The 26,311-nt window shown below is 66.6% G+C and carries 24 protein-coding genes; 16 read left to right on the plus strand and 8 right to left on the minus strand.

What is annotated here, in order from left to right; all coding sequences use genetic code 11:
* The 4 genes from pcaF (at position 1) to GL279_RS13095 (ending at position 4,946) form a co-directional block, all read left to right on the plus strand.
* Positions 1-1,200 carry a 3-oxoadipyl-CoA thiolase gene (pcaF, locus tag GL279_RS13080; protein WP_155065084.1) on the plus strand — a complete coding sequence of 400 codons (1,200 nt, stop codon included), beginning with the start codon at positions 1-3 and terminating at the stop codon, positions 1,198-1,200.
* A gap of 309 nt (positions 1,201-1,509) precedes the next feature.
* Positions 1,510-2,955 (plus strand): amino acid permease, encoded by a 1,446-nt coding sequence (locus tag GL279_RS13085; protein ID WP_211371311.1) that lies wholly within the window; start codon positions 1,510-1,512, stop codon positions 2,953-2,955.
* Positions 2,952-3,893 carry an asparaginase domain-containing protein gene (locus tag GL279_RS13090; protein ID WP_343039812.1) on the plus strand — a complete coding sequence of 314 codons (942 nt, stop codon included), beginning with the start codon at positions 2,952-2,954 and terminating at the stop codon, positions 3,891-3,893. Before GL279_RS13085 ends, GL279_RS13090 begins: the two co-directional genes overlap by 4 nt.
* A 75-nt stretch (positions 3,894-3,968) precedes the next feature.
* On the plus strand, positions 3,969-4,946 hold the full coding sequence (locus GL279_RS13095; RefSeq protein WP_155065087.1) for an FUSC family protein: 978 nt from the start codon (positions 3,969-3,971) through the stop codon (positions 4,944-4,946).
* A 12-nt stretch (positions 4,947-4,958) separates the two neighbouring features.
* Here GL279_RS13095 and GL279_RS19150 read toward each other — a convergent pair whose 3' ends face one another.
* Entirely contained in the window at positions 4,959-5,375 is a 417-nt protein-coding gene (locus GL279_RS19150) for a response regulator (protein WP_170293972.1), read from the minus strand.
* Between the two features lie 326 nt (positions 5,376-5,701).
* Between GL279_RS19150 and GL279_RS13105 the strand changes: the two genes are divergently transcribed.
* From GL279_RS13105 to GL279_RS13130, 6 genes are all read left to right on the plus strand, one after another.
* Positions 5,702-6,496 (plus strand): DeoR/GlpR family DNA-binding transcription regulator, encoded by a 795-nt coding sequence (locus tag GL279_RS13105; protein ID WP_155065089.1) that lies wholly within the window; start codon positions 5,702-5,704, stop codon positions 6,494-6,496.
* Positions 6,493-8,016, plus strand: a complete 1,524-nt coding sequence (locus GL279_RS13110) for a sugar ABC transporter ATP-binding protein (protein WP_155065090.1) — start codon at positions 6,493-6,495, stop codon at positions 8,014-8,016. Before GL279_RS13105 ends, GL279_RS13110 begins: the two co-directional genes overlap by 4 nt.
* Before the next feature lie 2 nt (positions 8,017-8,018).
* Positions 8,019-8,993, plus strand: a complete 975-nt coding sequence (locus GL279_RS13115; RefSeq protein ID WP_155065091.1) for an ABC transporter permease subunit — start codon at positions 8,019-8,021, stop codon at positions 8,991-8,993.
* A 50-nt stretch (positions 8,994-9,043) separates the two neighbouring features.
* Complete coding sequence (locus GL279_RS13120; RefSeq protein WP_155065092.1) at positions 9,044-9,982, plus strand: ABC transporter substrate-binding protein; 939 nt, start codon at positions 9,044-9,046, stop codon at positions 9,980-9,982.
* Positions 9,983-10,049: 67 nt separating this feature from the next.
* The gene (gene araD / locus GL279_RS13125; RefSeq protein ID WP_211371313.1) at positions 10,050-10,760 is read left to right on the plus strand and encodes an L-ribulose-5-phosphate 4-epimerase AraD; all 711 of its coding nucleotides are present in this window, start codon (positions 10,050-10,052) and stop codon (positions 10,758-10,760) included.
* Entirely contained in the window at positions 10,757-12,328 is a 1,572-nt protein-coding gene (locus GL279_RS13130; protein ID WP_155065093.1) for a ribulokinase, read from the plus strand. Before araD ends, GL279_RS13130 begins: the two co-directional genes overlap by 4 nt.
* Positions 12,329-12,350: 22 nt before the next feature.
* On the opposite strand, the gene GL279_RS13135 is transcribed toward GL279_RS13130, so the two are convergent.
* The gene (locus GL279_RS13135) at positions 12,351-13,154 is read right to left on the minus strand and encodes an SDR family NAD(P)-dependent oxidoreductase (RefSeq protein ID WP_155065094.1); all 804 of its coding nucleotides are present in this window, start codon (positions 13,152-13,154) and stop codon (positions 12,351-12,353) included.
* 147 nt (positions 13,155-13,301) lie between these two features.
* Here GL279_RS13135 and uxuA point away from each other — a divergent pair, with 147 nt between their 5' ends.
* A complete protein-coding gene (gene uxuA / locus GL279_RS13140; RefSeq protein ID WP_343039813.1) occupies positions 13,302-14,510 on the plus strand; it encodes a mannonate dehydratase in 1,209 nt (402 codons plus the stop codon).
* Positions 14,507-15,187, plus strand: a complete 681-nt coding sequence (locus GL279_RS13145) for a D-lyxose/D-mannose family sugar isomerase (RefSeq protein ID WP_155065095.1) — start codon at positions 14,507-14,509, stop codon at positions 15,185-15,187. The genes uxuA and GL279_RS13145 overlap by 4 nt, the downstream gene beginning before the upstream one ends.
* Here the strand turns inward: GL279_RS13145 and GL279_RS13150 are convergent.
* Both GL279_RS13150 and GL279_RS13155 read right to left on the minus strand, forming a co-directional pair.
* On the minus strand, positions 15,172-15,798 hold the full coding sequence (locus tag GL279_RS13150) for an RraA family protein (RefSeq protein ID WP_155065096.1): 627 nt from the start codon (positions 15,796-15,798) through the stop codon (positions 15,172-15,174). The genes GL279_RS13145 and GL279_RS13150 overlap by 16 nt on opposite strands.
* A complete protein-coding gene (locus GL279_RS13155) occupies positions 15,795-17,039 on the minus strand; it encodes an aminotransferase-like domain-containing protein (RefSeq protein ID WP_155065097.1) in 1,245 nt (414 codons plus the stop codon). The genes GL279_RS13150 and GL279_RS13155 overlap by 4 nt, the downstream gene beginning before the upstream one ends.
* Positions 17,040-17,168: 129 nt before the next feature.
* On the opposite strand from GL279_RS13155, the gene GL279_RS13160 reads away from it, so the two are divergent.
* Positions 17,169-17,612 carry an Lrp/AsnC family transcriptional regulator gene (locus tag GL279_RS13160; protein ID WP_155065098.1) on the plus strand — a complete coding sequence of 148 codons (444 nt, stop codon included), beginning with the start codon at positions 17,169-17,171 and terminating at the stop codon, positions 17,610-17,612.
* Positions 17,613-17,617: 5 nt separating this feature from the next.
* On the opposite strand, the gene GL279_RS13165 is transcribed toward GL279_RS13160, so the two are convergent.
* Entirely contained in the window at positions 17,618-18,745 is a 1,128-nt protein-coding gene (locus GL279_RS13165; RefSeq protein ID WP_246175308.1) for an HPP family protein, read from the minus strand.
* Between the two features lie 177 nt (positions 18,746-18,922).
* On the opposite strand from GL279_RS13165, the gene mprF reads away from it, so the two are divergent.
* Positions 18,923-21,580 (plus strand): bifunctional lysylphosphatidylglycerol flippase/synthetase MprF, encoded by a 2,658-nt coding sequence (gene mprF, locus GL279_RS13170; RefSeq protein WP_170293973.1) that lies wholly within the window; start codon positions 18,923-18,925, stop codon positions 21,578-21,580.
* Positions 21,581-21,913: 333 nt separating this feature from the next.
* On the opposite strand, the gene GL279_RS13175 is transcribed toward mprF, so the two are convergent.
* Positions 21,914-23,026 carry a helix-turn-helix transcriptional regulator gene (locus GL279_RS13175; protein WP_170293974.1) on the minus strand — a complete coding sequence of 371 codons (1,113 nt, stop codon included), beginning with the start codon at positions 23,024-23,026 and terminating at the stop codon, positions 21,914-21,916.
* A 365-nt stretch (positions 23,027-23,391) separates the two neighbouring features.
* On the opposite strand from GL279_RS13175, the gene GL279_RS13180 reads away from it, so the two are divergent.
* Positions 23,392-23,790, plus strand: a complete 399-nt coding sequence (locus GL279_RS13180) for a hypothetical protein (RefSeq protein WP_155065102.1) — start codon at positions 23,392-23,394, stop codon at positions 23,788-23,790.
* A 70-nt stretch (positions 23,791-23,860) separates the two neighbouring features.
* Here the strand turns inward: GL279_RS13180 and efp are convergent, their stop codons facing one another.
* Complete coding sequence (gene efp, locus GL279_RS13185; protein WP_155065103.1) at positions 23,861-24,427, minus strand: elongation factor P; 567 nt, start codon at positions 24,425-24,427, stop codon at positions 23,861-23,863.
* A gap of 133 nt (positions 24,428-24,560) precedes the next feature.
* Between efp and epmA the strand changes: the two genes are divergently transcribed.
* A complete protein-coding gene (gene epmA, locus GL279_RS13190) occupies positions 24,561-25,613 on the plus strand; it encodes an EF-P lysine aminoacylase EpmA (RefSeq protein WP_155065104.1) in 1,053 nt (350 codons plus the stop codon).
* 364 nt (positions 25,614-25,977) lie between these two features.
* On the opposite strand, the gene GL279_RS13195 is transcribed toward epmA, so the two are convergent.
* A complete protein-coding gene (locus GL279_RS13195) occupies positions 25,978-26,178 on the minus strand; it encodes a hypothetical protein (protein ID WP_155065105.1) in 201 nt (66 codons plus the stop codon).
* Positions 26,179-26,311 lie beyond the last annotated feature (133 nt).

A 26,311-nucleotide genomic window follows, 5' to 3' on the forward strand; every position in this document is an offset into this window, starting at 1 on the left:
ATGACCGAAGTTTTCATCTGCGACTATATCCGCACCCCCATCGGCCGTTTCGGCAGCGCGCTGGCCCCGGTGCGGGCCGACGATCTGGGCGCGGTGCCGCTGCGCGCGCTGATGGCGCGCAATGTCGCCGTGGACTGGCAGGCGGTCGATGACGTGGTCTTTGGCTGCGCCAATCAGGCCGGCGAGGACAATCGCAACGTCGCGCGCATGTCGGCCCTGCTGGCCGGCCTGCCGCTGGAGGTGCCGGGCACCACGATCAACCGGCTCTGCGGGTCGGGCATGGATGCGGTGCTGGTCGCCGCGCGCCAGATCGCCGCCGGCGAGGCCGAGCTGATGATCGCGGGCGGGGTCGAATCGATGTCGCGCGCGCCCTTTGTCATGCCCAAGGCCGAAAGCGCCTATAGCCGTGCCGCCGAGATCCACGACACCACCATCGGCTGGCGCTTTGTCAACCCGGCGATGGAGCGGCAATATGGCGTCGATTCCATGCCGCAGACCGGCCAGAACGTCGCCGATGATTTCGGCATCTCGCGCGAGGATCAGGACGCGATGGCGCTGCGCTCGCAGCAGCGCGCCGCCGAGGCGCAGGCCAATGGCCGTCTGGCGCGCGAGATCACCCCGGTCAGCATCCCCCAGCGCAAGGGCGAGGCGCTGGTCGTGGACCGCGACGAACATCCCCGCGCCACCACGGCCGAGACGCTGGCCAAGCTCAAGCCGCTGTTTGCCAATGGCTCGGTCACGGCGGGCAATGCCTCGGGCGTCAATGACGGCGCGGCGGCGCTGATCCTTGCCAATGAGGCGGCGGCGCGCCGATACGGGCTGACCCCGATCGTGCGCGTGCTGGGCGGCGCCACCGCAGGCGTGGCACCCCGGATCATGGGCATCGGCCCGGCGCCGGCCAGCCAGAAGCTGATGGGCCGTCTGAACCTGACCCCGGCCGATTTCGACGTGATCGAGCTGAACGAGGCCTTTGCCAGCCAGGGCCTTGCCACGCTGCGCCTGCTGGGCATTGCCGATGACGACCCGCGCGTGAACGCCAATGGCGGCGCCATCGCGCTGGGGCACCCCTTGGGCATGTCGGGGGCGCGCATCACCGGCACCGCCGCGTTGCAACTGGCCCATGTCGGCGGGCGCCGCTCGCTTTCGACCATGTGCATCGGCGTTGGGCAGGGAATCGCCATCGCGCTGGAGCGCGTCTGAACCGGGGCGCTGCCCCTGCGGGGCGGTTGCAGGCTGCGCGACAAGGCGCCGCAGCAACCGCCCGGCGAATTCGTGCCGGCCGGCCGTTAGCCCCATCCCGGACACAATCCCCCGCCCAATCATGGCCTTGCGCCGGCCTGCCTGCACAGCCGGGCCGGGCCGCCGCCCCCTGTCCCGGCACAGAACCGCCAAGTTTTCCTTGACGTTGCGGCAGAGCCGGAACTATCGCGAATCTGTCAAACAGCTTTGCAGCCTTGGCATTCACGGATGCCGGGCGCCAAGCGTTCGGGGGATGAGGGAGAACATCTGTTGCATCACCAAGCACCCGGTTCCGAGGGGCATGTCTATGCCGCCGAAGAAGCCGGTTTCCACAAGGAATTGAAACCACGCCAGATCCAGATGATCGCCATTGGCGGCGCCATCGGCACCGGGCTGTTTCTGGGCGCGGGCGGGCGTCTGGCGGTTGCCGGTCCCTCGCTGGTTCTGGTCTATGCGCTTTGCGGCTTTTTCGGCTTTCTGGTGCTGCGCGCCCTGGGCGAGCTGATCATGCACCGGCCCAGCTCGGGATCGTTCGTCAGCTATGCGCGTGAATTCTATGGCGAAAAACTGGCCTTCGCGGCAGGCTGGATGTATTGGATCAACTGGGCGATGACCTCGGTGGCCGATGTCACCGCCGTCGCCGTCTACATGAACTTTTTCAAGGCCTATGTGCCGTGGCTGGCGGGCGTGGACCAATGGGTCTTTGCGCTGGTGGCGCTGATCGTCGTGCTGGCGATGAACCTGCTGTCAGTCAAGGTCTTTGGCGAGCTGGAATTCTGGTTCAGCCTGATCAAGGTGGTGGCGCTGGTCGGCTTCCTGATCATCGGCATCTATTTCGTCGTCACCGGCACGCCCATCGCGGGGCACACCCCCGGCCTGCATCTGATCTCCGAAGGCGGAGGCTGGTTCCCGAACGGCATCCTGCCCGCGCTGGTGCTGACGCAGGGCGTGGTCTTTGCCTATGCCTCGATCGAGCTGATCGGCACCGCCGCCGGCGAGACCGAGGATCCGCGTCAGGTCATGCCGCGCGCCATCCGCACTGTCGTGCTGCGTCTGGTGGTGTTCTACGTCGGCTCGGTGCTGCTTTTGTCGCTGCTGCTGCCCTATACCGCCTACAAGGGCGGCGAGAGCCCCTTTGTCACCTTCTTCGGCGCCATCGGCATCGAGGGTGCGGATGTGGTGATGAACCTTGTGGTGCTGACCGCCGTGCTGTCCTCGCTGAACGCCGGGCTTTATTCCACCGGGCGCATCCTGCATTCGATGGCGATCTCGGGCTCGGCCCCGGCGGCGCTGGCGCGGATGAACAAGTCGGGCGTGCCCTATATGGGCATCGGCGTCACCGCTGCCGTCACCGTGATGGGCGTGGTGCTGAACGCATGGCTGCCCTCGCAGGCATTTGAAATCGCCATCAACGTCGCGGCGCTGGGGCTGATCTGCGCCTGGGGCACCATCGTGCTGTGCCAGCTGAAGCTCTGGAGCCTTGCGCGTCAGGGCAAGATGCAGCGCCCCGAGTTCCGCATGTTCGGCGCGCCCTTTACCGGCATCCTGACGCTGGCTTTCCTTCTGGGCGTGGTCGTGCTGATGGCCTTTGACTATCCGGTGGGGACATGGACCGTGGCCTCGCTGGCGCTGATCGTGCCGGCGCTGATCATCGGCTGGCATCTGGCGCGCGGTCGCATCGCCCGCATCGCCGCTCAGGCCGGAACCACCGCGTGAGCGGGTTGGCAGACACGCCTCTGGTCGCGGTCATCGCGACCGGGGGCACCATCGCCAGCCGCAAGGATGCAGCGGGCGCCGCGCGGCCGGCGCTGAGCGGTCAGGATCTGCTGGACCTCTTGCCGCCGATGCAGGTCCGCCTGCGCCCGGTCGAGCTTTTGGCCAAGGACAGCTCCAGCCTGACCCTGACCGACATGCAGGCGATCAGCGATGCGGTGGCGGCCCAGCTGGCCGACCCCGAGGTCGCCGGCGTGGTCGTGCTGCACGGCACCGATTCGATGGAGGAAACCGCGCTGCTTCTGCATCTGCAGGGCCGTACGGCCCGGCCGGTGCTGCTGACCGGGGCGCAATTTGCCGCCGACAGCGCCCAGCCTGACGGGCCGGGCAATCTGGCGGCGGCCATCGGCGCGGTGCTGCAGGGTCCGGCCGGGGTCCGCGTTGCCTTTGGCGGGCGGCTGCTGCCGGTCTGGGGGCTTTACAAATCCGCCTCGGACAGTGCCGACGCCTTTGCCCGCGCCAAGGCCGATGCCGTGCCACCCCGATTGCCGCCGCTGCCGCGCCCGGTGCCGGGTCTGCGCGTCGATATCGTCGCGCTGCATCCGGGCGCCGATGCGCTGCATCTCGATGCCAGCATCGCCGCCGGAGCGCGCGGCATCGTGCTGGCGGCGCTGGGGTCGGGCAATACCACCGCTGCGGTGGTGCAGGCCGTGGCCCGCGCGCGAGACGCCGGCATTGCGGTCGTCACCTCCAGCCGGGTGCCGAACGGCTGGCTGGCGCCCGCCTATGGCGGCGGCGGCGGCGGCCATGATCTGGTCGAGGCGGGGGCGGTGCATTCCGCGCTGCTGCGTCCGGGTCAGGCGCGGATCCTGCTGGCGGCACTGCTCGCCAATGATTGCGCTGATCGCGCCACGCTGACGGCCGCTTTCGGCCAAGCCTGAACCACGACAGGTTGCGCCCGCGCCGCAACGCGCGCAATACGGGCGCAACCCCCTTAGCTCGTGCCAGACCAAGCCATGAACCCTGCCTCTCCCTGGACGCTGCGCGCCCTGCAATTGTTTTCGGCCGCCGCCATTTCGCTGGTGGTCGCGGTGCAGCTGGGCCTGCACAACCCGTTCTGGGCCGCGATGCCGGTCTGGGTCGTGGCCCAGCCCAACCGTCAGGACCTCTTGCTGCGCGGCACGCTGCGGGTGCTGGGCACCGCCATCGGCGCCGCCATCGGCTGGTGGGCGCTGACCGCCCTGCCCGACCCGACCGCCCGCATCGCCGTGCTGACGGTGACCGTGGCGCTTGGCACCGCGCTGACCTATTGGATCGGCACCGCCTACAGCTATGGCATCCTGCTGGCCGCCATCACCATCGCCGTGGTGCTGATCCCGGCCATGGATCACCCGGTCGATGCCGCCGCGCTGGCGCTGGACCGGATCCGCTGCACGATGATCGGCGTGATCGCGGTCACGGTCATCACCTTCCTTTTTACCCCCCGCCGCAGAGAACGGCTGCCCCCGCGCATCGCGCCGCCATGGCGGATCGTGCTGCGGCAGGGCCTGCTGGGGGCGGCGGCGGGGCTGCTGGCGGGGCTGCTGCTGCGGCATCTGGGTGGGCCTGCGGGCATCGCCTCGGCCCTGTCGCTGTGCATCTTCATCCTGATCATCGGCTCGGCGCGCAATCCGACGCCGATGCTGACCTATATGCCAACCGGCGCCAGCATCGGCGTGCTGGCGGCGCTGGCCTATCGCGGGCTGGATCTGGCGCTGCCCGATCCGGCGGGGCTGGCGCTGGGGCTGGCGCTGCCGTTCCTGGCTGCGGGCGCCATCCTGCGCAGCCGCGCCCGCACCGCACCTCTGGGGCTGGATTCGAACATGTGCTTTCTGCTGACGGCCGAGGCCGGCACGGCGGGACATGGCTTTTCGGCGCATCTGCAGGGCGGGGTGGCGCTGGTCCTGACCGCCTTTTGCCTGACCGCACTGCTGCGGCGCCTGCCTGCGGCCTAAGGCGCGCCGCGCTTAGCCGGCGTGGCGCAGTTTGTGCAGCACTTCGCCGATCTGATAGGGTTTTTCGACCACCGGCACGCCGGCGAATTCCGCCGGCAGCACCAGATCGCCGCCATAGCCGGTGGCAAAGACGAAATGCACCCCCTGCGCCAGCAGCGCCCGTGCCACCGGAAAGCAATCCTCGCGCCCCAGCTTGACGTCCAGCACCGCCAGATCGGGCGGCCCGTCCTTGATCATGCGCAGCGCGGTGGCGACATCGCCGGCCAGCCCCATGACCTCATAACCGAAATCCTTCAGATCGGCCTCCAGCGCCATGCCGATCAGCAGCTGATCCTCGACCAGCAGCACGCGCGCCCGGCCGGGGCGGGCGCGGAACTGCCCCCCCTGCGCGACCCCCGGTCTGCCGAACTGATCCGACATCTCGCTCATGCGCGGATCTCGCCGCAGCGCCGCATCACCGCACCCGGCCGGACAGATCACGCGCCGCGTGTATCCGCGATGGGCGAGAGGATTGGCCAAGGGATTGGGCAGGCATGAAATCTTTCGCAGCTCCGGTCGGTGTCGCCTTGTTTGGTAGAGATGGCCCGCAGGCTCGGCAACGTCGAACGCATTCCTGACACGACAATGTAACTTATGTTTAGGGTTCGTCCCGCCGCCAACCTGCGGGCGAGTTTCGTCATGCCGCGATGCAGTATGAACATTTTCTGAAAGAGTATTTACACCGATGACGAAGTACTTCAAAGATTGGCGCAAGAATGCGCAACTTGGGGGGAGTTGTGAGCGATTCCGACCGCCAGGAAAAAATTGTATCGTTATTGGATGAACGACCTTTCGCATCCGTGCGCGATCTTCAGCAATTGATCGGCGTGTCGGGGGCAACGATCCGACGCGATATAGAAAAGCTGAACGAAGCCGGACGCGCCCGCAAGGTCTATGGCGGCGTCGCCGCGATCGAACTGGGGCCGCGCCCCGACTCACTGCCCTTTGTCGAGAACCGCGACATCGCCGTGGCCGCCAAGCGCGCCATCGCGCGCGAGGCCGAAAAGCTGGTGCAGGACGGCAGCTCGGTCATCATCCATGGCGGCTCGACCTGTTTTCACTTCGGCATCCGCATCGCGCATCGCAACCTGCGTGTCTTTACCAATTCCATGCCGCTGGCCGCGCATCTGGCGGAAAGCGGCACCTGCCAGCTGACCGTGGGCGGGGGCGACCTGCACCGCGAGCCCGGCGTGCTTTACGACCCGGCCGAGGGCAACCGCCCCTTTTACGCCGCGCAGTTCTTTGTCGGCGCGCTGGGGATCAGCGAATTCGGCATCCTTGAACAGCATCCGCTGCTGGTGCGGCTGGCCGACGAGATGAGCCGCGTCGCCGCCGAGACCATTCTTCTGGCCGACAGCCGCAAATTCGGCATCCGGCCACCGACCGTATCGCTGCCTTTCTCGCGCATCGCGCGGGTCATCACCGACGACGGCCTCAGCGACGCCCATGCCCGTATGCTGGAACGGGCCGGTGTCGAGGTCGTCATCGCCCAGATCGAGAGGGAACAATGAGCCAGACCCCGATCCTCGAGATGCGCAACATCTCGAAGACCTTCGGCGCCGTCCGTGCGCTCAAGGATGTCAGCCTGACCGTCTATCCGGCCGAGCTGCACGCGCTGATGGGCGAAAACGGCGCCGGCAAGTCGACGCTGATGAAGATCCTGTCCGGCGCCTATATCGCCGATCCGGGTGGCACCATCACCATCGAGGGCAAGCCGCAGGCCGAGGCCAAGGGCGCCGTCGCCGTGATCTATCAGGAACTGTCGTTGGCGCCGAACCTGACGGTGGCCGAGAACATGTTCCTTGGCCGCGAGATCGCCACCCGTGGCGTCGTCGACCGCGCCACCACCCGCGAACGCGCCCAGCCGATCCTCGACCGTCTGGGCGTCAGCTTCGACGCGCGCACGCTGGTCGGGCAATTGTCGCTGGGCGAGCGCCAGATGGTCGAGATCGCCCGCGCCCTGACCACCGACGCCCGGCTGATCGTCATGGATGAGCCGACGACCTCGCTGTCGGCGCGCGAAACCGACCGGCTGTTCGAGGTGATCGCCCGGCTGAAATCCGAAGGCATCGCCATCATCTACATCAGCCACCGCATGGAAGAGGTCTATGCGCTGGCCGACCGCTGCTCGGTGCTGCGCGATGGCGTCTATATCGGCACGCTGGAACGCGACGAGCTGTCGGCGCAGCGGCTGGTGCAGATGATGGTCGGCCGCGATCTGGACAGTTTCTACAAGAAAGAGCACGTCGCCTCGCCCGACCATTCCGGCACGCCGCTGATGTCGGTGCGCGACATGTCCGATGGCGGGCTGGTCAAGGCCTGCAATTTCGATCTGTGGAAGGGCGAGGTTCTGGGCATCGCCGGCCTCGTCGGCTCGGGGCGCACGGAACTGGCGCGGCTGATCTATGGCGCCGACGACCGCAGCAGCGGCACGGTGGCGCTGGACGGCAAACCCGTCGACACCAGCGAGCCGCGCGTCAGCCTTGCCAATGGCGTGGCCTATCTGACCGAGGACCGCGCCAAGCTGGGCCTATTCCTTGACATGTCGATCTCTGAAAACGTCAATGTCGGCGTGATCCAGCGCGATGCCGGCAAGGGCGGCTTGCTGAACTTTGCCGCCGCCGCCAAACGCGCCAACGAGGCGATCAAGGCGCTGGCGGTCAAGGCGCCGAACGCCCGGATGCCGGTGGGCGGGCTGTCGGGCGGCAACCAGCAGAAGGTGCTGATCGCGCGCCTGCTGGAAACCAAGCCCCGCGTCGTCATTCTGGACGAACCGACCCGCGGCGTCGATGTCGGCGCCAAATCCGAAATCTACAAGCTGATCGACGCGCTGGCGCGTCAGGGCGTCGGCGTCATCGTCATTTCCAGTGAGCTGGCCGAGATCATCGGCACCTGCGACCGCGTGCTGGTGATGCGCGAAGGCCATCTGGCCGGCGAGGTCGCCTCGCGCCCCGGCCAGCCGATCAGCCAGGAGGCCATCATGGAACTTTCGACCGGCACTGTGGCCGAACCCGCGATCCAAGGAGCGTAACAATGTCCGACAAGACCAGCCCCGCGGCCAACCAACGCCTGCGCACGATTATGAGCGTGGCAGGGATGCTGCCGGTTCTCATCCTTCTGGCCATCGTCTTCCAGATGATGAGCGGCCGCTTCATGAGCGTGAACAACCTTTCGAACGTCATGCAGCAGGCCTCGATCAACATCGTGCTGGCCTCGGGGATGACCTTCGTCATCCTGACCGGCGGCATCGACCTGTCGGTGGGCTCGATCCTGGCCACCTCGGCGATGGTGGCGGTGATCGTGTCGCTGATCCCCGAATTCGGCTGGTTGGGCGTGCCCGCGGCCATGCTGGTCGGCCTGGCCTGCGGTCTGGCGAACGGCATCCTGATCTCGGCGCTGAAACTGCCACCGTTCATTGTAACCCTGGGGTCATTGACGGCGGTCAGGGGCATTGCCCGACTGGTCGGCAATGACACCACGGTGTTCAACCCCGACCTGCCCTTCGACGTGATCGGCAACGGCAGCCTGTTCGGTATTCCGTGGCTGGCGATCATCGCGCTGGCGGTGATCCTGCTGTCGTGGTTCATCCTGAAACGCACCGTGCTGGGCACCTGGATCTATGCCACCGGCGGCAACCCCGAGGCCGCGCGCCTGACCGGGATCAAGGTGCCGATGGTGCTTCTTTTCGTCTATGGTCTGTCGGGCCTCTTCGCGGGTCTCGGCGGCGCCATGGCGGCAGCCCGTCTTTACGCGGCAAACGGGCTGCAACTGGGGCAGGCCTATGAACTGGACGCCATCGCGGCGGTCATTCTGGGCGGCACCAGCTTTGTCGGCGGCGTCGGCTCGATCTGGGGCACGCTGATCGGCGCGCTGATTATCGCGGTTCTGTCGAACGGCCTGATCCTGATCGGCGTCTCCGACATCTGGCAATATATCGTCAAAGGTCTGGTCATCATCGCCGCCGTGGCGCTGGACCGCTATCGCCAAAAGGGCGGCGCCCGCACCTGAGGCGCACCCTGACCCCCATTCGAACACGCATATAACGGGAGGAAAACCACATGCGTTTTACGAAAACCCTGGCTTCGGCCTTGGCACTGGCAGCAGTCTCGGCCGTTCCGGTCGCGGCAAAAGACCTCAACAGCGTCGGCATCTCGGTCGGCCTGTTGGGTAACCCGTTCTTCGTCGCCACCATCAAGGGCATCGAGGACTCGGCCAAGAAGATCAACCCGAACGTCAAGGTCACCTCGGTTTCGGCCGATTATGACCTGAACAAGCAGGTCAGCCAGATCGACAGCTTCGTCGCCGCCGGCGTCGACATCATCATGCTGAACGCGGTCGACGCCTCGGCCATCGGCCCGGCGGTGAAACGCGCCACCGATGCCGGTGTCGTGGTCGCGGCCTTCGACGTGTCGGCCCCCGGCGCGACCGTCACCGTGATGACCAACAACGTGCAGGCCGGCGAGAAAGCCTGCGCCTATCTGGCCGAAAAGCTGGACAACAAGGGCGATATCGTCATCGTCAACGGCCCGTCCTCGTCCTCGATCCTTGACCGGGTCAAGGGCTGCAAGGACGAGCTGGCCAAGCACCCCGACATGAAGATCCTTTCGGATGACCAGAACGCGCAAGGCTCGCGCGATGGCGGTCTGAACGTCGGTCAGAACATCCTGACCCGCTTTGACAAGATCGACGGCGTGTTCGCCATCAACGATCCGACCGCGATCGGTTTTGCGCTGGCCGCCAAACAGGCCAACCGCAGCGAGTTCATCATCACCTCGGTCGATGGTGCGCCCGATATCGAGAACGAGCTGAAATCGGGCAAGGGCCTGATCAAGGCCTCGGCCTCGCAAGACCCCTACACCATGGCCGGTCAGGCGCTGGACATGGGCTATGAGGCGCTGCAGGGCAAGACGCCCGAGCCCAGCACCGTTCTGCTGGAGCCGCAGCTGATCACCCACGAAAACATCGGCGACTACAAAGGCTGGACCGCAGCCCGCTGATCGCTTCGGGCCGTGCGGGGTGCATATCCCCGCGCGGCCTTTTTCTATTGACCGAAAGACCGCCCCCATGTCCGATTCTTTGTCCGGCGATCTGCGCCACGCCGTGCTTCAGGCCAATCTCGACACCGTCCGCCACGGGCTGGTGATCTCGACCTTCGGCAATGCCAGCGGCATCGACCGCGCGGCAGGCCGCATTCTGATCAAGCCCAGCGGCGTGCCCTATGACCGGCTCAGCGCCGAGGACATGGTGGCCTGCGATCTGGACGGGCGAGCACAGGACAACCGGCTGCGGCCATCGTCCGATCTGGCGACGCATGCGGTGCTTTACCGCGCCTTTCCCGGCATCGGCGGCGTCGTTCATACCCATTCCACCTATGCCACGATCATGGCGCAGGCGCGGCGTGCGATCCCTTGCCTTGGCACCACACATGCGGATTATTTCTACGGCACCATCCCGGTGACCCGCGATCTGACCCCCGATGAGATCGCACAGGATTACGTCGGCAACACCGGCCGCGTCATCGCCGAGACCTTTGCCGAGCTGGACCCTCTGGCGGTGCCGGCGGTGCTGGTCGCCGGCCACGGCCCCTTTGCCTGGGGCCGCACCCCGGCCGAGGCCGTGCATAACGCGCAGATGCTGGAGTTCGTCGCGCAGATGGCCTGGCACAACATGGCGCTGAACCCAGACCCGCAGCCGATTTCCGAGGCGCTCCTGGACCGGCATTACCTGCGCAAGCACGGCGCGCAGGCCACCTATGGTCAGGGGGACGTGCAATGATCGTCGCCGGCGTCGATTTCGGCACGCTCAGCGTGCGCGTCACCCTGATGGATTGCACCACCGGCGCGACTTTGGGCGGCGCGGTTGCGGGCTATCCGCTGAAACGCAGCGCCGCCGATCCCCTGTTGGGCGGGCAATCGCATGACGACCAGATGGCCGCGCTGACCCGCGCCATGCGCGAGGCGGTGGCCAATGCCGGCATCGACGGCACTGCGGTCGCGGCGCTGGCCTGCGACACCACCGGCTCCAGCGTCGTCATGGTCGATGAAAACCTGGAACCGCTGGCCGATTATTACATGTGGTGCGACCACCGCGCCCATCACGAGGCCGCCGAGATCACCGCGCTTGGCCGCGCCGAAGGGCTTGAGGCGCTGGACTGGTGCGGCGGCACCTATTCGCATGAATGGGGCTATGCCAAGGTGCTGCATTTCCTGCGCCACAACCCCGGATTGCGCAACCGCTTTGCCACGGCGCTGGAACATTGCGACATGGTGGCGGCGGTGCTCTGCGGCATTCGCGATCTGTCGCAACTGCCGCGATCCATCTGCGCCGCCGGGCATAAATGGATGTGGGGCGCCGCTTGGGGCGGGCTGCCGCCGCAGGACTTTCTGTCGCGCGTCGATCCGCTGTTCGATGGCATCAATGACAAGCTCAGCGGGCGCTTCCTGACCTCGGATCAACTCGCCGGGCATCTCTGCGCGGAATGGGCGGACAAGCTGGGTCTGCGGGCCGGCATCCCGATCCCGGTCGGCGCCTTTGACGCGCATTGGGACGCCATCGGCGCCGGCGCGCATCCAGGCGACATCACCAATGTCGTCGGCACCTCGACCTGCATCATCGCCATGGGGCCGCAAGGTTTTCCGCCGGTGCCGGGCCTGTGCGGCGTGGTGCCGGGCAGCGTCCTGCCCGACTGGACCGGGATCGAGGCCGGCCAGTCCGCCACCGGCGACGTGTTCGAGGCCATCGCAAAACGCGCCAGCCGCGCCGTGGGCGATCTGTGTGCCGAGGTGGCGCATCTGCCGCCGGGTGGCAGCGGCCTCATGCGGCTGAACTGGGACAATGGCGACCGCACGGTGCTGGTGCGCTCGGATCTGGGCGCGGTCACGCTGGGCTGGGATCTGAACCACAGCGCCGCCGATGAAATGCACGCCGCCATCGAGGGCATGGCCATGCATGTGCGCATCATCACCGAGCGCATCGAACAGGGCGGCATGACCACCGCCCGCATCGTCAACGCCGGTGGCATCCCGCAGAAAAACGACCTGCTGAACCAGATCTACGCCGATGTGCTGGGGCGCGAGGTGCATGTGCCGGCGCATTCGCCCACCGGCACCGGGTCGTGCATCTTTGCCGCGGTGGCGGCGGGAGCGTTCGACAGCTTCGATGCGGCGCAGGCGGTGCTGTGCCCGCCGGCGCGGGTGTTCAGCCCACGCGGCGGCTATGACGATCTGTTCGCGCTGTTTCGCGACCTTTACTTCGGTCTGGGACAGGGGCAGGCGCTGGACCTTGGCGCGGTGCTGCCACGCCTGCGCGCCTATCGGCTGGGCGGGGCGGCGGCGCGGGCCTGATGCCCGCCGCCCACCCGCGCCGTCACTTGACCGCCAGCCCGGCGGTCAGCCCGCCGTCGATGCCATAATCCGATCCGGTGATGAAACCGGCCTTGTCCGAGCACAGGAATGCGATCAGCTCGGCCACCTCTTCGGGCTCGCCGATGCGGCCCAGCGGATGAGCGGCGCCAAAGCGGGCAAAGACCTCGTCTTGCGCCAGTTCGCTGCCGAGCTTGCGCGCCGCCAGCTCCAGTATAGGCGTGCGGATCGAGCCGGGCGAGACCGAGTTCACCCGAACCCCCGCCGCCGCATGGTCCAGCGCCATGGCCCGGGTCAGCGCGTGGATCGCGCCCTTGCTGGCCACATAGGCCGCGACGCCCTGCTGGCAGGCGTGCCCCTGCGCCGAGGACAGGTTGACGATGGCGCCGCCGCCGCGCTTTTCCATCTCGGGGATGGCATGGCGGCCGGTCAGCATGATGCCGCCGACATTGACCTCCATGCAGCGCCGGATGTCCTCCCAAGACGTGTTCAGCACGGTGCCATAGGGATGCACGGCGGCCGAGTTCACCACGATGTCGAGCCCGCCGAACAGATCCACCGCCTCGGCCACCGCCGCCTCGACCGAGTCGGGATTGGCGACATCGGCGCGATAGGCGGTGACCGACAGGCCCTGCGCCAGGGCCAGCGCCGTCAGCTCGTGATTGGCGGCGCTGTCGATGCCGCAGGCCAGAACCGCAGCGCCCCCGCGCGCCAGTCGCAGCGCCGCCGCCCGGCCGATGCCGGTGGTGCCGGTGACCAGCGCGACCTTGCCCGCGAAATCCTGCTCTGCCCGATCCTGCCCCGTCATGCGCGATCACCCTCCTTGCGGTTCCGCAGCCCTTGTCTTGCGCGCGATCCTAAGCCTTGCGCGGCCAAGGTGAACCCCCAATCATATTCACGGATGGACAGCCCCGCCAGAACGGCAATAGTGGCGCCCGCAAGACGGGAGGAATCGATGCAGTTCATGGAGGAATGTTTCCGCTGGTATGGTCCGGGCGACCCGGTGCCGCTGGCCCATATCCGCCACGCCGGCGCCACCGGCATCGTCACGGCGCTGCATGCGGTCTATGACGGATCGCCCTGGCCGATTGACCAGCTCGCCGCGCTCAAGGCCGGGATCGAGGCCGAGGGGCTGACATGGTCGGTGGTCGAAAGCATCCCCGTGCACAACCAGATCAAGATCGCCGGCCCCGAGCGTGACCGTTACATCGGTTACTACAAGGACTCGATGCGGGCTCTGGCGCAGGTCGGGCTGAAAACCATCTGCTACAATTTCATGCCGGTGGTCGACTGGACCCGGACTGAGCTGCGCCACCCGATGCCGAATGGCGCGCTGGCGCTGCGCTTTGACGCGGTGGATTTCGCGGCCTATGACGCTTTCGTGCTGAAACGCCCCGGCGCCGAGGGCGATTACACCGCCGCGCGTCTGACCGAGGCCAAGGCCCGGCTGGCCCTGCGCGGGCCCGAAGGCATGGCGCGCGTCGAACATACGCTGATCGCCGGCCTGCCCGCCGCCGAACGCAATTACGACCGCGCCGGGTTTCTGGCGGCGCTGTCGGAATATCGCGACATCTCGGCCGCCGACCTGCAGGACAACCTGACGCATTTCCTGCGCCAGATCGGCCCCGTGGCCGAGGAACTGGGCCAGCGCCTGTGTATCCATCCCGACGATCCGGCGTTTTCGCTGTTCGGCCTGCCGCGCGTGGTCTCGACCGCCGATGACGCGCGCCGCATCCTTGCCGCCTATGACAGCCCGGCGAATGGCCTGACCTTCTGCACCGGCTCTTATGGCACGCGGGCCGACAACGACCTGCCAGCCATGGTGCGCGAATTCGGCCCCCGCATCCATTTCGCCCATCTGCGCAATGTCACGCGCGAGGCGGACGGCTCTTTCCACGAGGCCGATCACCTTGGCGGCTCGACCGACATGCCCGCCGTGATCCTCGCGCTGCTTGACGAACAGGAACGCCGCCGGGCCGAGGGCCGCGCCGACTGGCAGATCCCGCTGCGTCCCGACCACGGCCATCTTCTGGCCGATGACATCGCCAAGGACCGCATCAATCCCGGCTATTCGCTGATCGGCCGGCTGCGCGGTCTGGCCGAGCTGCGCGGCACCATGGCCGGCATCGCCGCTGCCCGCAAACATCAGGGGGAACCGGCATGAACCGCTCCGAAGTCAACGAAATCCTGCGCGAAGGCGCGGCCTTCATTGCCTCTTTCGGCTGGCGCCTGCCGCCATTCGCCGATTGGAGCCCGGACGATTTCCGCGCCCGCAAAGATCAGGCCGGCGCCATTCTGGGCGCAAGCCTTGGCTGGGATCTGACCGATTTCGGCCTTGGCCGCTACCGCGACACCGGGCTTTTCCTGTTCACCGCCCGCAACGGGAGCGAGGCCGATCTGAAGGCCGGGCGCGGCATGTGCTATGCCGAAAAGATCATGTGGGTGCGCGACCGCCAGATCACGCCGATGCACCGCCACAACATCAAGGCCGAGGATATCATCAACCGCGGCGGCGGCGATCTGGTCCTGGAAATCCACGGCAGCAACCCCGACGGCACGGTGAACCGCGACGATGCGGCCACGGTGCCCTGCGACGGCGTGATGCGGCAACTGACCCCCGGCGCACTGCTGCGCCTTGCCCCCGGCGAAAGCGTTACCCTGCTGCCCGGCGTCTGGCACAGCTTCTGGGCCGAGGGCGGCGATGCGCTGGTGGGCGAGGTGTCGACCGTGAACAACGATCTGACCGACAATGTGTTCGAGGAATCCGTGGGCCGCTTCGCCGACATCGCCGAGGACGAGGCGCCTTGGCGGCTGCTCGTCTCGGACTACGGCAGGCTCTGAAGCCCGAAGATCGCGTCAAGGGTTTCGCCGGCCGCCAGCCGGCGGACCCATTCGACCTCCAGCGCCACCTTGGCCTCGCAGCGATCAATCAGTGCGTGGGCCTCAAGGGGCGTCAGCGCGGCCAGCCCGTCATCGTCGCCGATGATCAGATCGCCCGCCGAAACCGCACGGCCGCCGATGGTCACCGGCCCGTTCACCTCGGTCCCTGCCGCCGCCTTCGGGCCGCGCGGGTTGATGTGACGAACATAGACCGCCAGCCCCTCCATCCCCGCCAGATTGCCGGTGTCGCGCACGGCGCCGTCACAGACGATGCCGGCGGCACCGATGCGGTGCAGATGCCCGCCCAGCACATCGCCGATCATCGCCCAGCCCGCCTCGCCGGCGGCGTCGATCACCAGCACCTCGCCCGGCTGGATCAGGCCGATCGCGCGCAGCACCGGGCCGAAGTCCGGCGGCGCACAGCGCGCGGTGACGGCACGGCCGAACAGCGCCGGGTTTTGCCCCGCCGGGCGCAACGGGCGCAGCGCGATGTCGATCTGGCACTCGGGCGCATGATCGACGATCACCGGCACCGGAATGGCGCGCCAGCGGTCCAGCAGTTCGGGCGTCATGCGGCGATTCCTTCGGCAAGGGTGGCGCGGGCGGCCTCGGCCAGCCGGCGCACGCCTTCGGCCAGTTTCTCGGGCGGGTTCAGGGTAAAGTTCACCCGGATCGCGCCATGGTCCAGCCCCTCGGGGTCAAAGACCGACGAAGGGCTGACGCAGGTGCCATGGTCCAGCGCCAGCCGCAGCAGCCGGTCGGTGTCCATGCGCGGATCGCGGGCGCGGGCCCAGACGAACATCCCGCCCTCGGGCGGCGTCCATGTGAACAGGTCCGACAGATGTTCGTCCATCGCCGCCAGCAGCGCATCGCGCCGGCTGGAATACAGCGACAGGATGCCGGGCAACACACGCTCCAGCAGCCCCGCCTGCAAGGCGCGCAGCAGGATCATCTGGCACAGCCCGCTGGTCGACATGTCCGAACCCTGCTTGGCCAGCACCAGCGCCTGCACCATCTCGGGCGCAGCAATGACCCAGCCCAGGCGCAGACCCGGCGCCAGTTCCTTGCTGACCGTGCCCAGATAGATCACCGGCCCGTCATAAGCGCCCTCGCCTGCCGCCAGCTCGATCAGCCGCGGCAGCCGGGTGCCATCGTAATACAGCGTGCCATAGGGGTCGTCCTCGACCAGCCATGTGCCGGTGGCGTGAGCGGCCTCGACCAGCGCGCGGCGCTGTTCCAGCGGCACCAGCCGCCCGGTCGGGTTCGAGAAATTCGGCACCGTATAGGCAAATTGCGCCCCGGCCATCCCCGCCACCAGATCGGGATCGCGGGCCAGATGCAGCGGGCGATAGCGCGGCATCCGCGGCCGCCAGGCATCCAGCGCGCCCAGATAGGCCGGCGATTGCGCGGCGATGGTCTGGCCCGGATCGACCAATACCTTGCCGATCAGCTCCAGCGCATGCATGCCGCCGGTGGTGATCAGGATATTGTCGCGCGTCAGCAGCAAGCCGCCGGTGCTGAAGCGCGCGGCGATGGCATCGCGCAGCACCGCCAGCCCCTCGATCGGCGAATAGGCCAGCGTCAGGGCCGGATCCTCGCGCACGACCCGGCCGGCAATCTCGGCCAGTTCCTCGACCGGCCAGACCGAGGCATCGGGCAGCCCGCCCGCCAGATTGATCAGGCCGGGGATCTGGCTTGCACCCAGAAACAGGCGCGTGACCTCATTGGTCTGGGCCAGCCAGCCGGCCAGCGCCGGACGCGGCGCGGGGGTTGCGGATTGCGGGGCGTGGGTGAGGGAAATCGGATCGGCCATGCTGCACCTGAAAGCGAATCCGCGCAACATACTGCTGGTGACGTGGCGTGTCCCTGCAAATATCGCTATGATCGGCGGCATCCGCGCGTTTCTTGGCTAATTCCTGCGCCCGGATTGGAGATTTCCGCCATGGCCGAGCTGGACGCCATCGACCGCCGCATCCTGTCGATCCTCGAAACCGAGGGGCGGATCTCGATCCTTGATCTGGCCGAGCGGGTCGGCCTTTCGGCCACGCCCTGCGGTCGCCGGGTGCGCCGGCTTGAGGATGAGGGCGTGATCCGGGGCTACGGCGCGCGCATCGACCCGCGCGCGCTGGGGCTGCAGATCGGCGCCTTCATCTCGGTGCGGCTGGGCCGGGTCGGGCCCGAGGGTACGGCGCAATTCCTGCGCGCCGTCGCCACCCTGCCCGAGGTCGTCGAATGCCATCTCGTGACCGGCAACAGCCTCGATTACATGCTGCAAGTGCGGCTGCGCGACGTGGACGCGCTGGGGCATTTCATCCGCGACAAGTTGCAGGCGATCCCCTCGGTGGGCGAGACCTCGACCATGGTGATCCTGTCGCGCGAGGTCTGAGCCGGTCAGCCGGCGCGCAGGCTCTGCCGGGTCAGGGCCGCGATCAGATCGGTCTGGGTGACGATGCCGCGCAGCCGGCCGGCCTCCAGAATCGGCACCGCATCGCAATCGGGCCCCGAAAGCAGCGGCAGCAGCGCCGCCAGCGGACTGTCGGGGCGGGCCAGCGGCACGTTGCGGCGCATGACGGTTGCGGCGCGGCCGGACCCCGGCAAGGCGCGACCGCGCCCCGCCCGGGCCTGCACCTGCTGGCGGGCATGGCGGATCAGGTCGATCTGGCAGATCAGGCCCAGATAGCGGTCGCCCTCTTCCACCACCGGCACGGTGTGGAAATCATGGCGGGCAAACAGGTCGGCCACCACATCCAGTCCGGTTTCCGGCGTGACCGTCACCAGATCACGCGACATGATCGAGGCGGCATCCTCGGGCCGGGCATGGCTGGCGGCCTGCAATTGCGCCGCGCCGATCAGGCGGGCCAGATCCTCGACGCCAAGGTTCAGCGACTGGCGATAGGATTGCAGGATATTTTCCAGCTCGGCCTCGGACAGGCCCAGCCGCTCGGCCGGGGGCGGATCGGTGGTGCCATGCGGCCCGGGATCGTCGAAATGCCGGAACGGGTAATGCCGCCCGGTCGCGCGGGCATAGGCGATGGCCAGCGCCACCAGCATGACCGTGCCCAGCGTCACCGGCGCCAGCACGAACCACAGCCCCAGCGCGCGGATCGCCTCGGGGTTCATCGCCGCCGTCATCGCCACCGCCCCCGCCGGCGGATGCACCGCGCGCAGCCCGATCATCGCAACGATGGCAAGCCCCACCGCCAGGGCGATGCGCAGGCCCGGATCGCGCACCGCCAGACAGGCGGCCACCCCGACCAGCGCGCCGGCGGCATTGCCCACGACCGCCGACCAGGGCTGCGCCAGCGGACTGTTCGGCGCGGCAAACAGCAAGACCGCGCTCGCGCCAAAGGGGGCGATCATGTAAAGCCCCAGCCGCAGGTCGGTCCCCGCGGCCGCCATGACCAGCGCCACCGCCAAAAGCCCCAGCACCGCGCCCGACCCGGCCCGCAGCGCCTCGCGCGATGAGCCCGGACCGATCGCCGGGCCGAGGGCGCGCCACACCCTTGGCAAATGACCCATGTTTCCCCCCTGATTCGGGCGGCACATTGTCGCAGCCGTGCCGCAACCGCAATGCCATCGCCGGCAAACATGCGCCGGACCGACGCGCCACCTTTCCCCTAGGGCGCGGCTGCTCTATGCAGCTTGAAATGTTTCGGCCGCGTCCGACGGGCGCCGGCCCCCAGACACAAGATGACGATGCGCCTTTCGCCTCCGCCCGAGCGGCTGACCGATCCGGAAGACCCGGCCCTTGCCCAGTCCGCGCGGCCGGCGCTGTGGCGGATGCTGCTTCCCTATGTTGTGGCCTTTGCCCTGTTCGGTGCCGGGCTTTACGCGCTGAACCGGATGCTGGCCCCGGTCGATATCCGTGAGGTCGCCCAGCAGATCCGCGCCACCCCCTGGAATGTCACCGGGCTTGCGCTGTTCACCACCGTTCTGGGCTATCTGTTTCTGGCCGGATATGACTGGTCGGCCTTGCGCCATATCGGCAAGCCGCTGCCCTTGCCGGTGTCGATGACCGGCGGGCTGATGGCCTATGCCTTTGGCAATACCATCGGGCTGTCGGCGATCTCGGGCGGCGCGGTCAGGTGGCGGGTCTATTCCGGGCTTGGCCTCGACGGCTATGACATCGCCGCGATCTCGACCTTTACCGCCGCCTCCTTCGGCGTCGCCGCCTCGGTCATCGGCTTTTCGGCGCTGGCGCTGCATCCGACGGCGCTGGGGCCGCTGCTGCCGCTGCCGCCGCCGACGATCCGGCTGATCGCCATTGCGGCGATCCTTGGGGTGATGCTGCCGCTTCTATGGGCCGCCGCCACCCGGCGCGAGCTGCACATCGGCCGCTTTTGCCTGCATGCGCCGACCTTGGGGGTGCTGGGCTCGCAACTGGTGATCTGCCTTGGCGACATCGTCTTCTCGGCGCTGACGCTTTATGTGCTGCTGCCGGTGGCGGATGTCAGCTTCCCGACCTTCCTTGCGGTCTTTGCCGCCGCGATGATGGCCGGCATCCTCAGCCATGTGCCGGGCGGCGTCGGCGTCTTTGAAAGCGTCATCATCGCCGCCATGCCGCCCAGCGTGCCCATTGATCAGGTCGCGGCCGGGCTCTTGCTGTTCCGGCTGATCTATTACCTCGTGCCCTTTGCCATGGCGCTGGTGCTGCTGGCCTCATACGAGTTCTGGCGTGTGCTGGGCGGGCGGCCGATCACCACCGCGCTCGGGCGCCATCTTGCCGCGGTCGAGCCCGCGCTGCGCGCCGTCACGCCCCTGGCGCCGCTGCTGCTGGCGGTCATGGTCTTTGGCTCGGGCCTGTGGATGAGCGTCGCGGCCCTGCTGCCGCCGATGACCGAGACGGCCGAGCTGGCCGAAAGCTTTTTCCCGCTGGCCTTTGTCGAGGGCTCGATCCTGCTGTCCTCGGCGCTTGGCGCGGGGCTGATCGTGCTGTCGCTGGGCGTGGTCCGGCGCAGCCTTGGCGCCTTCTGGCTGACCGTTGCCGCCATGCTGACCGGGGCGGTCTTTGCCCTGCTCGAAGGGCTGGACCTGGAACAGGCGGGCGCGCTGGTGCTGGGCGTGCTGATCCTTTTGCCCTTCCGCTCGGCCTTTCACCGCCGTTCGATGCTGACCCATTCGGCGATGACGCCGGGCTGGATCGCGCTGATCATCGCGGCGCTGGCGGGCTTTGGCTTCGTGCTGTTCTTTGCCCATAAGGACACGCCCTATTCCAACGAGATCTGGTGGGAATTCGCCGCCGATGAGCGCGCGCCACGGGCGCTGCGCGCGGGCCTGCTGGTCTGTCTGCTGATCGGGCTGGCGGCGCTGTTTTTGCTGCTGCGCATCCCACGATTCCGCCCGACGCCGCCCGATGCCCGCACGCTGGAGATCGCCGGCCATATCGCCATGCAGGGCGACAATCCCGACGCGGGCTTCGTGCTGACCGGCGACAAGGCGGTGATGCTGTCCGACAACCACCAGGCCTTCCTGATGTTCGGCGTCGCCGGCTCCAGCTGGATCGCCTATGGCCCCCCCGTGGGCGAGACCGAGGCCTGCGAAGAGGTCGCCTATAGTTTCGTCGATGCCGCCCGCCGCGCCGGCGCCCGGCCGATCTTTTACGAGGTCGGGCTGGACGCGGTGCCGCTGATGCTGGATCTGGGCATGACGCTGCACAAGATGGGCGAAGAGGCGGTGATCGACCTGACCCGGTTCTCGCTGGAGGGTCCGCAGCGCAAGCGCCTGCGCACCACCTATGCCCGCGCCGGCCGCGACGGGCTGACGCTGGAGATCGTGGCGCCGCCGCATTCCCCCGCCCTGCTGGCCGAGCTGCGCGGCATTTCGGACGAATGGCTGACCGGCAAGAAATCCCGCGAAAAGGGCTTTTCCGTCGGCCGCTTCGATCCCGACTGGCTGAACCACTGGCAGATTGCGCTGGTGCGTGAAAACGGCACCATCATCGCCTTCGGCAATATCATGACCACCGAGCATCACCACGTCGCCTCGATCGACCTGATGCGGCACCGGCTGAGCGCGCCTTCGGGGACGATGGAGTTCCTGTTCACCGCGCTGATGCTGGCCCTGAAAGAGCGCGGCTATCCGGCGATGTCGCTGGGCATGGCGCCCCTGGCCGGGCTTGACCCGCACCGCTCGCGCCGGACCTGGGATCGTTTCGGCGCGCTGATCTTTCGCCACGGCGGCAGCTTTTACAAATTCGAGGGGCTGCGCGCCTTCAAGGACAAGTTCGGCCCCGACTGGACCCCGCATTACCTTGCCACCCCCACGGCCATGCCGCCGCTGCTGCCCTTGGCCGATGCGGCCCGGCTGATCGCGCGCAAACCGGGCGTGGGCAGTGCGGTGCGGGACGAGGACTAGACAAATCCACAGCAAATTCCTGCCGCCATAGCGCAGCTGCGTCATGCGCGAGCCGTCGATAGCGGGCAGTGTCGTCCTTGGCTCGCCCGCGCAGGAAACGTCACAAGGCACTTGTTGCGGCGCGAGTGGTTTTAGCGAGTGATGGGGTGCCCCGTCCAAGCAGACGGTCCGTTGGCTGTGGTGGCCCGGCGGACTGTGGCAAATGGGCAGCCTGTGGCGAAGAGATGTTGACAGAGCCGAATTTCGAAAGCTGACCTTTCATGCGTCTGGCGCAGGGGGCTCCTTCAGCCCCCTGCCCGACCCGCGCAAACCGGAACCCGGCCTCATAAGGTCTCACGGGTTCCGGTTTTTTTCCGCCATCACCTCGCGAATGACGCCGCCGCGATCCCGCACCTCCATCTTGGCCAATACGGCGCGGATCTGGTTGCGGATGGTGTGCAAGCTGGTCTGACGCAGATCGGCCATCTCTTGCGTGGAATGCCCTTCGGCAATCAGCGTCGCAATGGCAACTTCTGCCGCCGAAAGCTGAAAGCGAGCGCCCAGCCGATCCTCGATAGTGACCTGCCGGTTGCGGCGCGAGATGACAAAGGTGCGCTGACGCTCAGACCAGCCGCTGCCGTGAAAGAACCCGGGAAACAGCGGCGAGACCGGCATCTCGGCATGGGGGCCGATCAGCTTGCGGATGATATATGGCCCGGCCTCGCATTGACGCAGGGCATTGCCCCCTCGACCGAACCGGGTCTGATCCTGCGCCGCCCACAACTGCACATCAGGATCACCAAAGCGCAGGCGCCCCAACATGTCCACCCGCAGCAGTCCCGCCATCCCGGACAGAATTGCGGGATCGGCCCAGAGCACCATGAAATCGTGATCGGTGATGACCACCCCGCCCTGGTCCGCCTGATCGTCCCGACCGGTCAGCGCAGTTGCGCGCAGTTCAGCCACCACCTGCGAGACCTCGAAGGCATGGCTAATATATGGCTCAAGCTGCTCCAAAAGCACCAGCGCGCGCGCATCGGTTTCCTCGCGCCGCTGCCGGCGCACATTGACCCCGACGAACAGCGAACTTGAGCGATACGCCCGGGTCTTCAAGGCGACGCCGCCAATCAGGTCATCCTGCTGCCGCATCCAGTCATTGTAGAATTCGGTCCGTTGCAACTGCGCGTCGTCGATATGGGCCAGCGACCGCTCGGCCCGCCCCGGAGCAAGGTTCAGAAAGTAGCCCGAAAACGGATTGATCCGATGGTAATAATCCGCAAAGACCTTCAGGCCTTGCGCATCGATCCCCTGCCCTGTCGTGACATAGATCGCCTCGCGCGAGGCGGCATTCACGCCAAACAGCGTCGCGCCGACCCCCGGCACGGCCCGTTCCAGCGCCAGAAGAAAGCCATGCCAGCCAGCCGGTTGCAAAGCCGCATGATGCAACGTCGCAATCAACTGCTGCAAGCTATCCGGTCGCATGCCAAACACGAAGCGCGCTCCGCCGAGGATACCCAGAGCCCCGCCGCGAGGCCCAGTACCAGCACAACAAACATATTATGCTTTTTTTGGCCTCCTCTCCAGTATATAAAGTCGGCCCCGACAATTTATCCCTTGGCCGCCACAGGAAAGATATAGAAAGTTAACAGCTCGGACTGAGGCGAGAATAAACTCAACCAATATAGCTCATTTGGATGATGCGCATCAGGCATGATCCGCGCAATCTTCAAGCGATAGATCTTTTAAATCCCGCCAGAACAACCCAAAATTGAAACAGGGATGACTGTCGCATTTTAAAAGAATCTATACCGCTCGTTCTTTAAAAGGAAGATATGATGCTAAAAGTGTCTGGGATATTTGCTGCCGCCCTGCTTCTTGCTCAGCCGGCATTGTCACAGGTCGTGACGCAGCAAAAGCCTTCAGCTTATTGCGAAACTCCGCCTTACACCGGTCAAGGCGGCAAGAACTGCCATTCCGTGTGGCAAGAAATCACCGCCCCTCCCGGATATATCTTTGAAAAGGACAGCCTGAAGGGCGGGATAACTTCGATCATTCCCGGCGAACACGGGGAGTGCACGACAGAATGGCAGGATGAGCGCAAAGTCATCCCCGGACTCACCCAACCCGGAAGGATCCGCCTAAAAGCCTATGGCGAACGTAACTCGGGATTCGGCACCGGCGGCCACACAAAGTGCGAATACACTGTCAACATGCTCAAACTTCCGTCGTGACCGGACTGCTTGAACAAAACAAAACGGGGCCCGCACGGGCCCCGCTTCCCCATCCCTCGCTTCGCGAAAATCACGCCTTGGCGCGCTCCACATAGCTCAGATCCTCGGTGTTGATGATGACCTTGGTGCCCACGCCGATATGCGGCGGCACCATGATGCGCACGCCGTTATGCGCGGTCGCAGGCTTGTAGCTCGACGAGGCGGTCTGACCCTTCACCACCGGCTCGGTCTCGACCACCTCGACCGTCACCTTCTGCGGCAGCTCGATCGCGATCACGACGCCGTTGTGGACTTGCAGGAAAACGCTGATCCCGTCCTCCAGAAACACCTTGTCATCGCCCACGACATCGGGCGAGGCGACAAGCTGCTCATAGCTTTCCGGCTCCATGAAATGGAAACCCTCGCCGTCTTCATAAAGGAAGTTATACGAGCGCTCGTCGACATGGGCGCGCTCGACCTGCTCGGTCGTCTTCCAGCGTTCCGAGACCTTGTTGCCGTCCGAGATGCGGCGCAGATCGACCTGCGTCGTCGGCGTGCCCTTGCCGGGGTGGAAGTTCGTCGCCGTCAGGACGACATGGAGCTTGCCGTCGATCTCGACGACATTGCCTTTGCGAAGGCTGGAGGCGATGACTTTCAAGGTGGTATCCTTGGCTGCTTTTCAAATGGCGGAAGGCCGGCTAGGACTGCCGGCAAAGATGGCGTCCCATAGCGTTTTCCGCACGCGATTGCCAGCCGCTCGCGGAAATTCATTCGCCAGAAGGAGTTCCGCGATGACCCGCCCTGCCCTGCCGCCCGAAACGCCCTGGTGGCACCCGCATCGCCATGCCGAACGCCGCGCGCTTCTGCTGACACGCAACCGCATCCAGTCCGGGATCCGCGACTGGCTGGCCGCGCGCGACTTCGTCGAGGTCGATCCGGCCGCGCTGGCGATCAGCCCGGGCAATGAGGCGCATCTGCACGGTTTCGCCACCCGGATGATCGGCAATGATGGCGTGGCGCAGCCGATGTATCTGCACACCAGCCCGGAATTCGCGATGAAGAAACTGCTGGCGGCGGGCGAGCAGCGGATCTTTTCCTTTGCCCATGTCTGGCGCAACCGCGAACGCACAGCCCGGCATCATCCCGAATTCACCATGCTGGAATGGTATCGCGCGGGCGAGGATTATCGCGTGCTGTTTTCCGATTGCATCGCATGGCTGCGGCTGGCGGCGCAGCGCGCGGGCGCGCCCCTCTTGCGCCACGGCCATGCAACCTGCGACCCCTTTGCCGAACCGCAGGTGATCTCGGTGGCCGAGGCCTTTGCCGCCCATGCCGGCATCGACCTGCTGGCCACCTGCGACGGCGCCGAAACCGACGCCCGCGCCTTGCGTGCCCAGGCCGGGGCGCAAGGCATCCGCCTTGGCGGCGATGATACATGGTCGGACATGCTGTCGCGCATCCTCGTCGAAAAGGTCGAGCCGCATCTGGGCCACGACCGCCCGACCATCCTCGACCGCTATCCGGCCGCCGAGGCCGCCCTCGCCCGCCCCGCCGCCGACCCGCGCGAGGCCGAACGCTTCGAGCTTTACGCCTGCGGCGTCGAGCTGGCCAATGGCTTTGGCGAGCTGACCGACCCCGCCGAGCAACGCCGCCGCTTTCAGCTGGAGATGGACGAAAAATCCCGCGTCTATGGCGAACGCTATCCGCTGGACGAGGATTTCCTGACCGCCCTTGCGCTGATGCCGCCGGCCTCGGGCTGCGCCATGGGCTTTGACCGGCTGGTGATGCTGGCGACCGGCGCCCCGCGGATCGAGGACGTGATCTGGACCCCGGTGCCCGGCTGACCTCCCTGCCCTGCCGCTACGCTGCCGCCGGTTCGAGCGCGAGCCCGGCCCGACATGGACCAGCAGCACCGGCACCTCGACCAAAGGTCAGATCACCGCTGCAACGGCCAGCCCGAAGGTCGCGATGGTCACAGATCAAAATTGTTGCCGGCGGTGCTGTACGGATGATCTGCCTTTATTAGCCGCGCCAAGGCCAAGCGGATCAGGAACTGGATTCCCAAATACAGCAGCAACGCGATGCGCCGGGCATCCCTTGGCCGGCGCCGCCCGTCAGGCTGAACACGGTAAAGATGGTGAACAGCGGCGCCATCGGCCGGATGCGTGGCAAGAACACCGATTGATACGTCGCCTCGCCCCGACGAGATCAGGATGCGGCGACAAAGAGAATACCCAGATGGATGACATTGTCCTGTAAGCCGAACATCTGCGGCAGCACGGACCGGAAAAGCCACGCAAAGACCGAAGAGAACAGGGCCGGGAACACCGAATTCAGCGCCGCCGCATATTGCCCGCCGTCCCGCGCCAACTCGTTCCAGACCAGAACCATGGCGATGGGCGGTCGCACAGGACTATCGCCGCCAGCTCGCCATGTGGCGCCGATCACTGGCTGGCGACTCCTCATCATTGAATGCGTCGAACACCGCTTCGGACGGTCAGCACCTTCTTGGGGCTGATGGCAATGGGTCGGTTGATCTGGA

This window comes from Paracoccus limosus, assembly GCF_009711185.1.
Taxonomy (GTDB): Bacteria; Pseudomonadota; Alphaproteobacteria; order Rhodobacterales; family Rhodobacteraceae; genus Paracoccus; species Paracoccus limosus.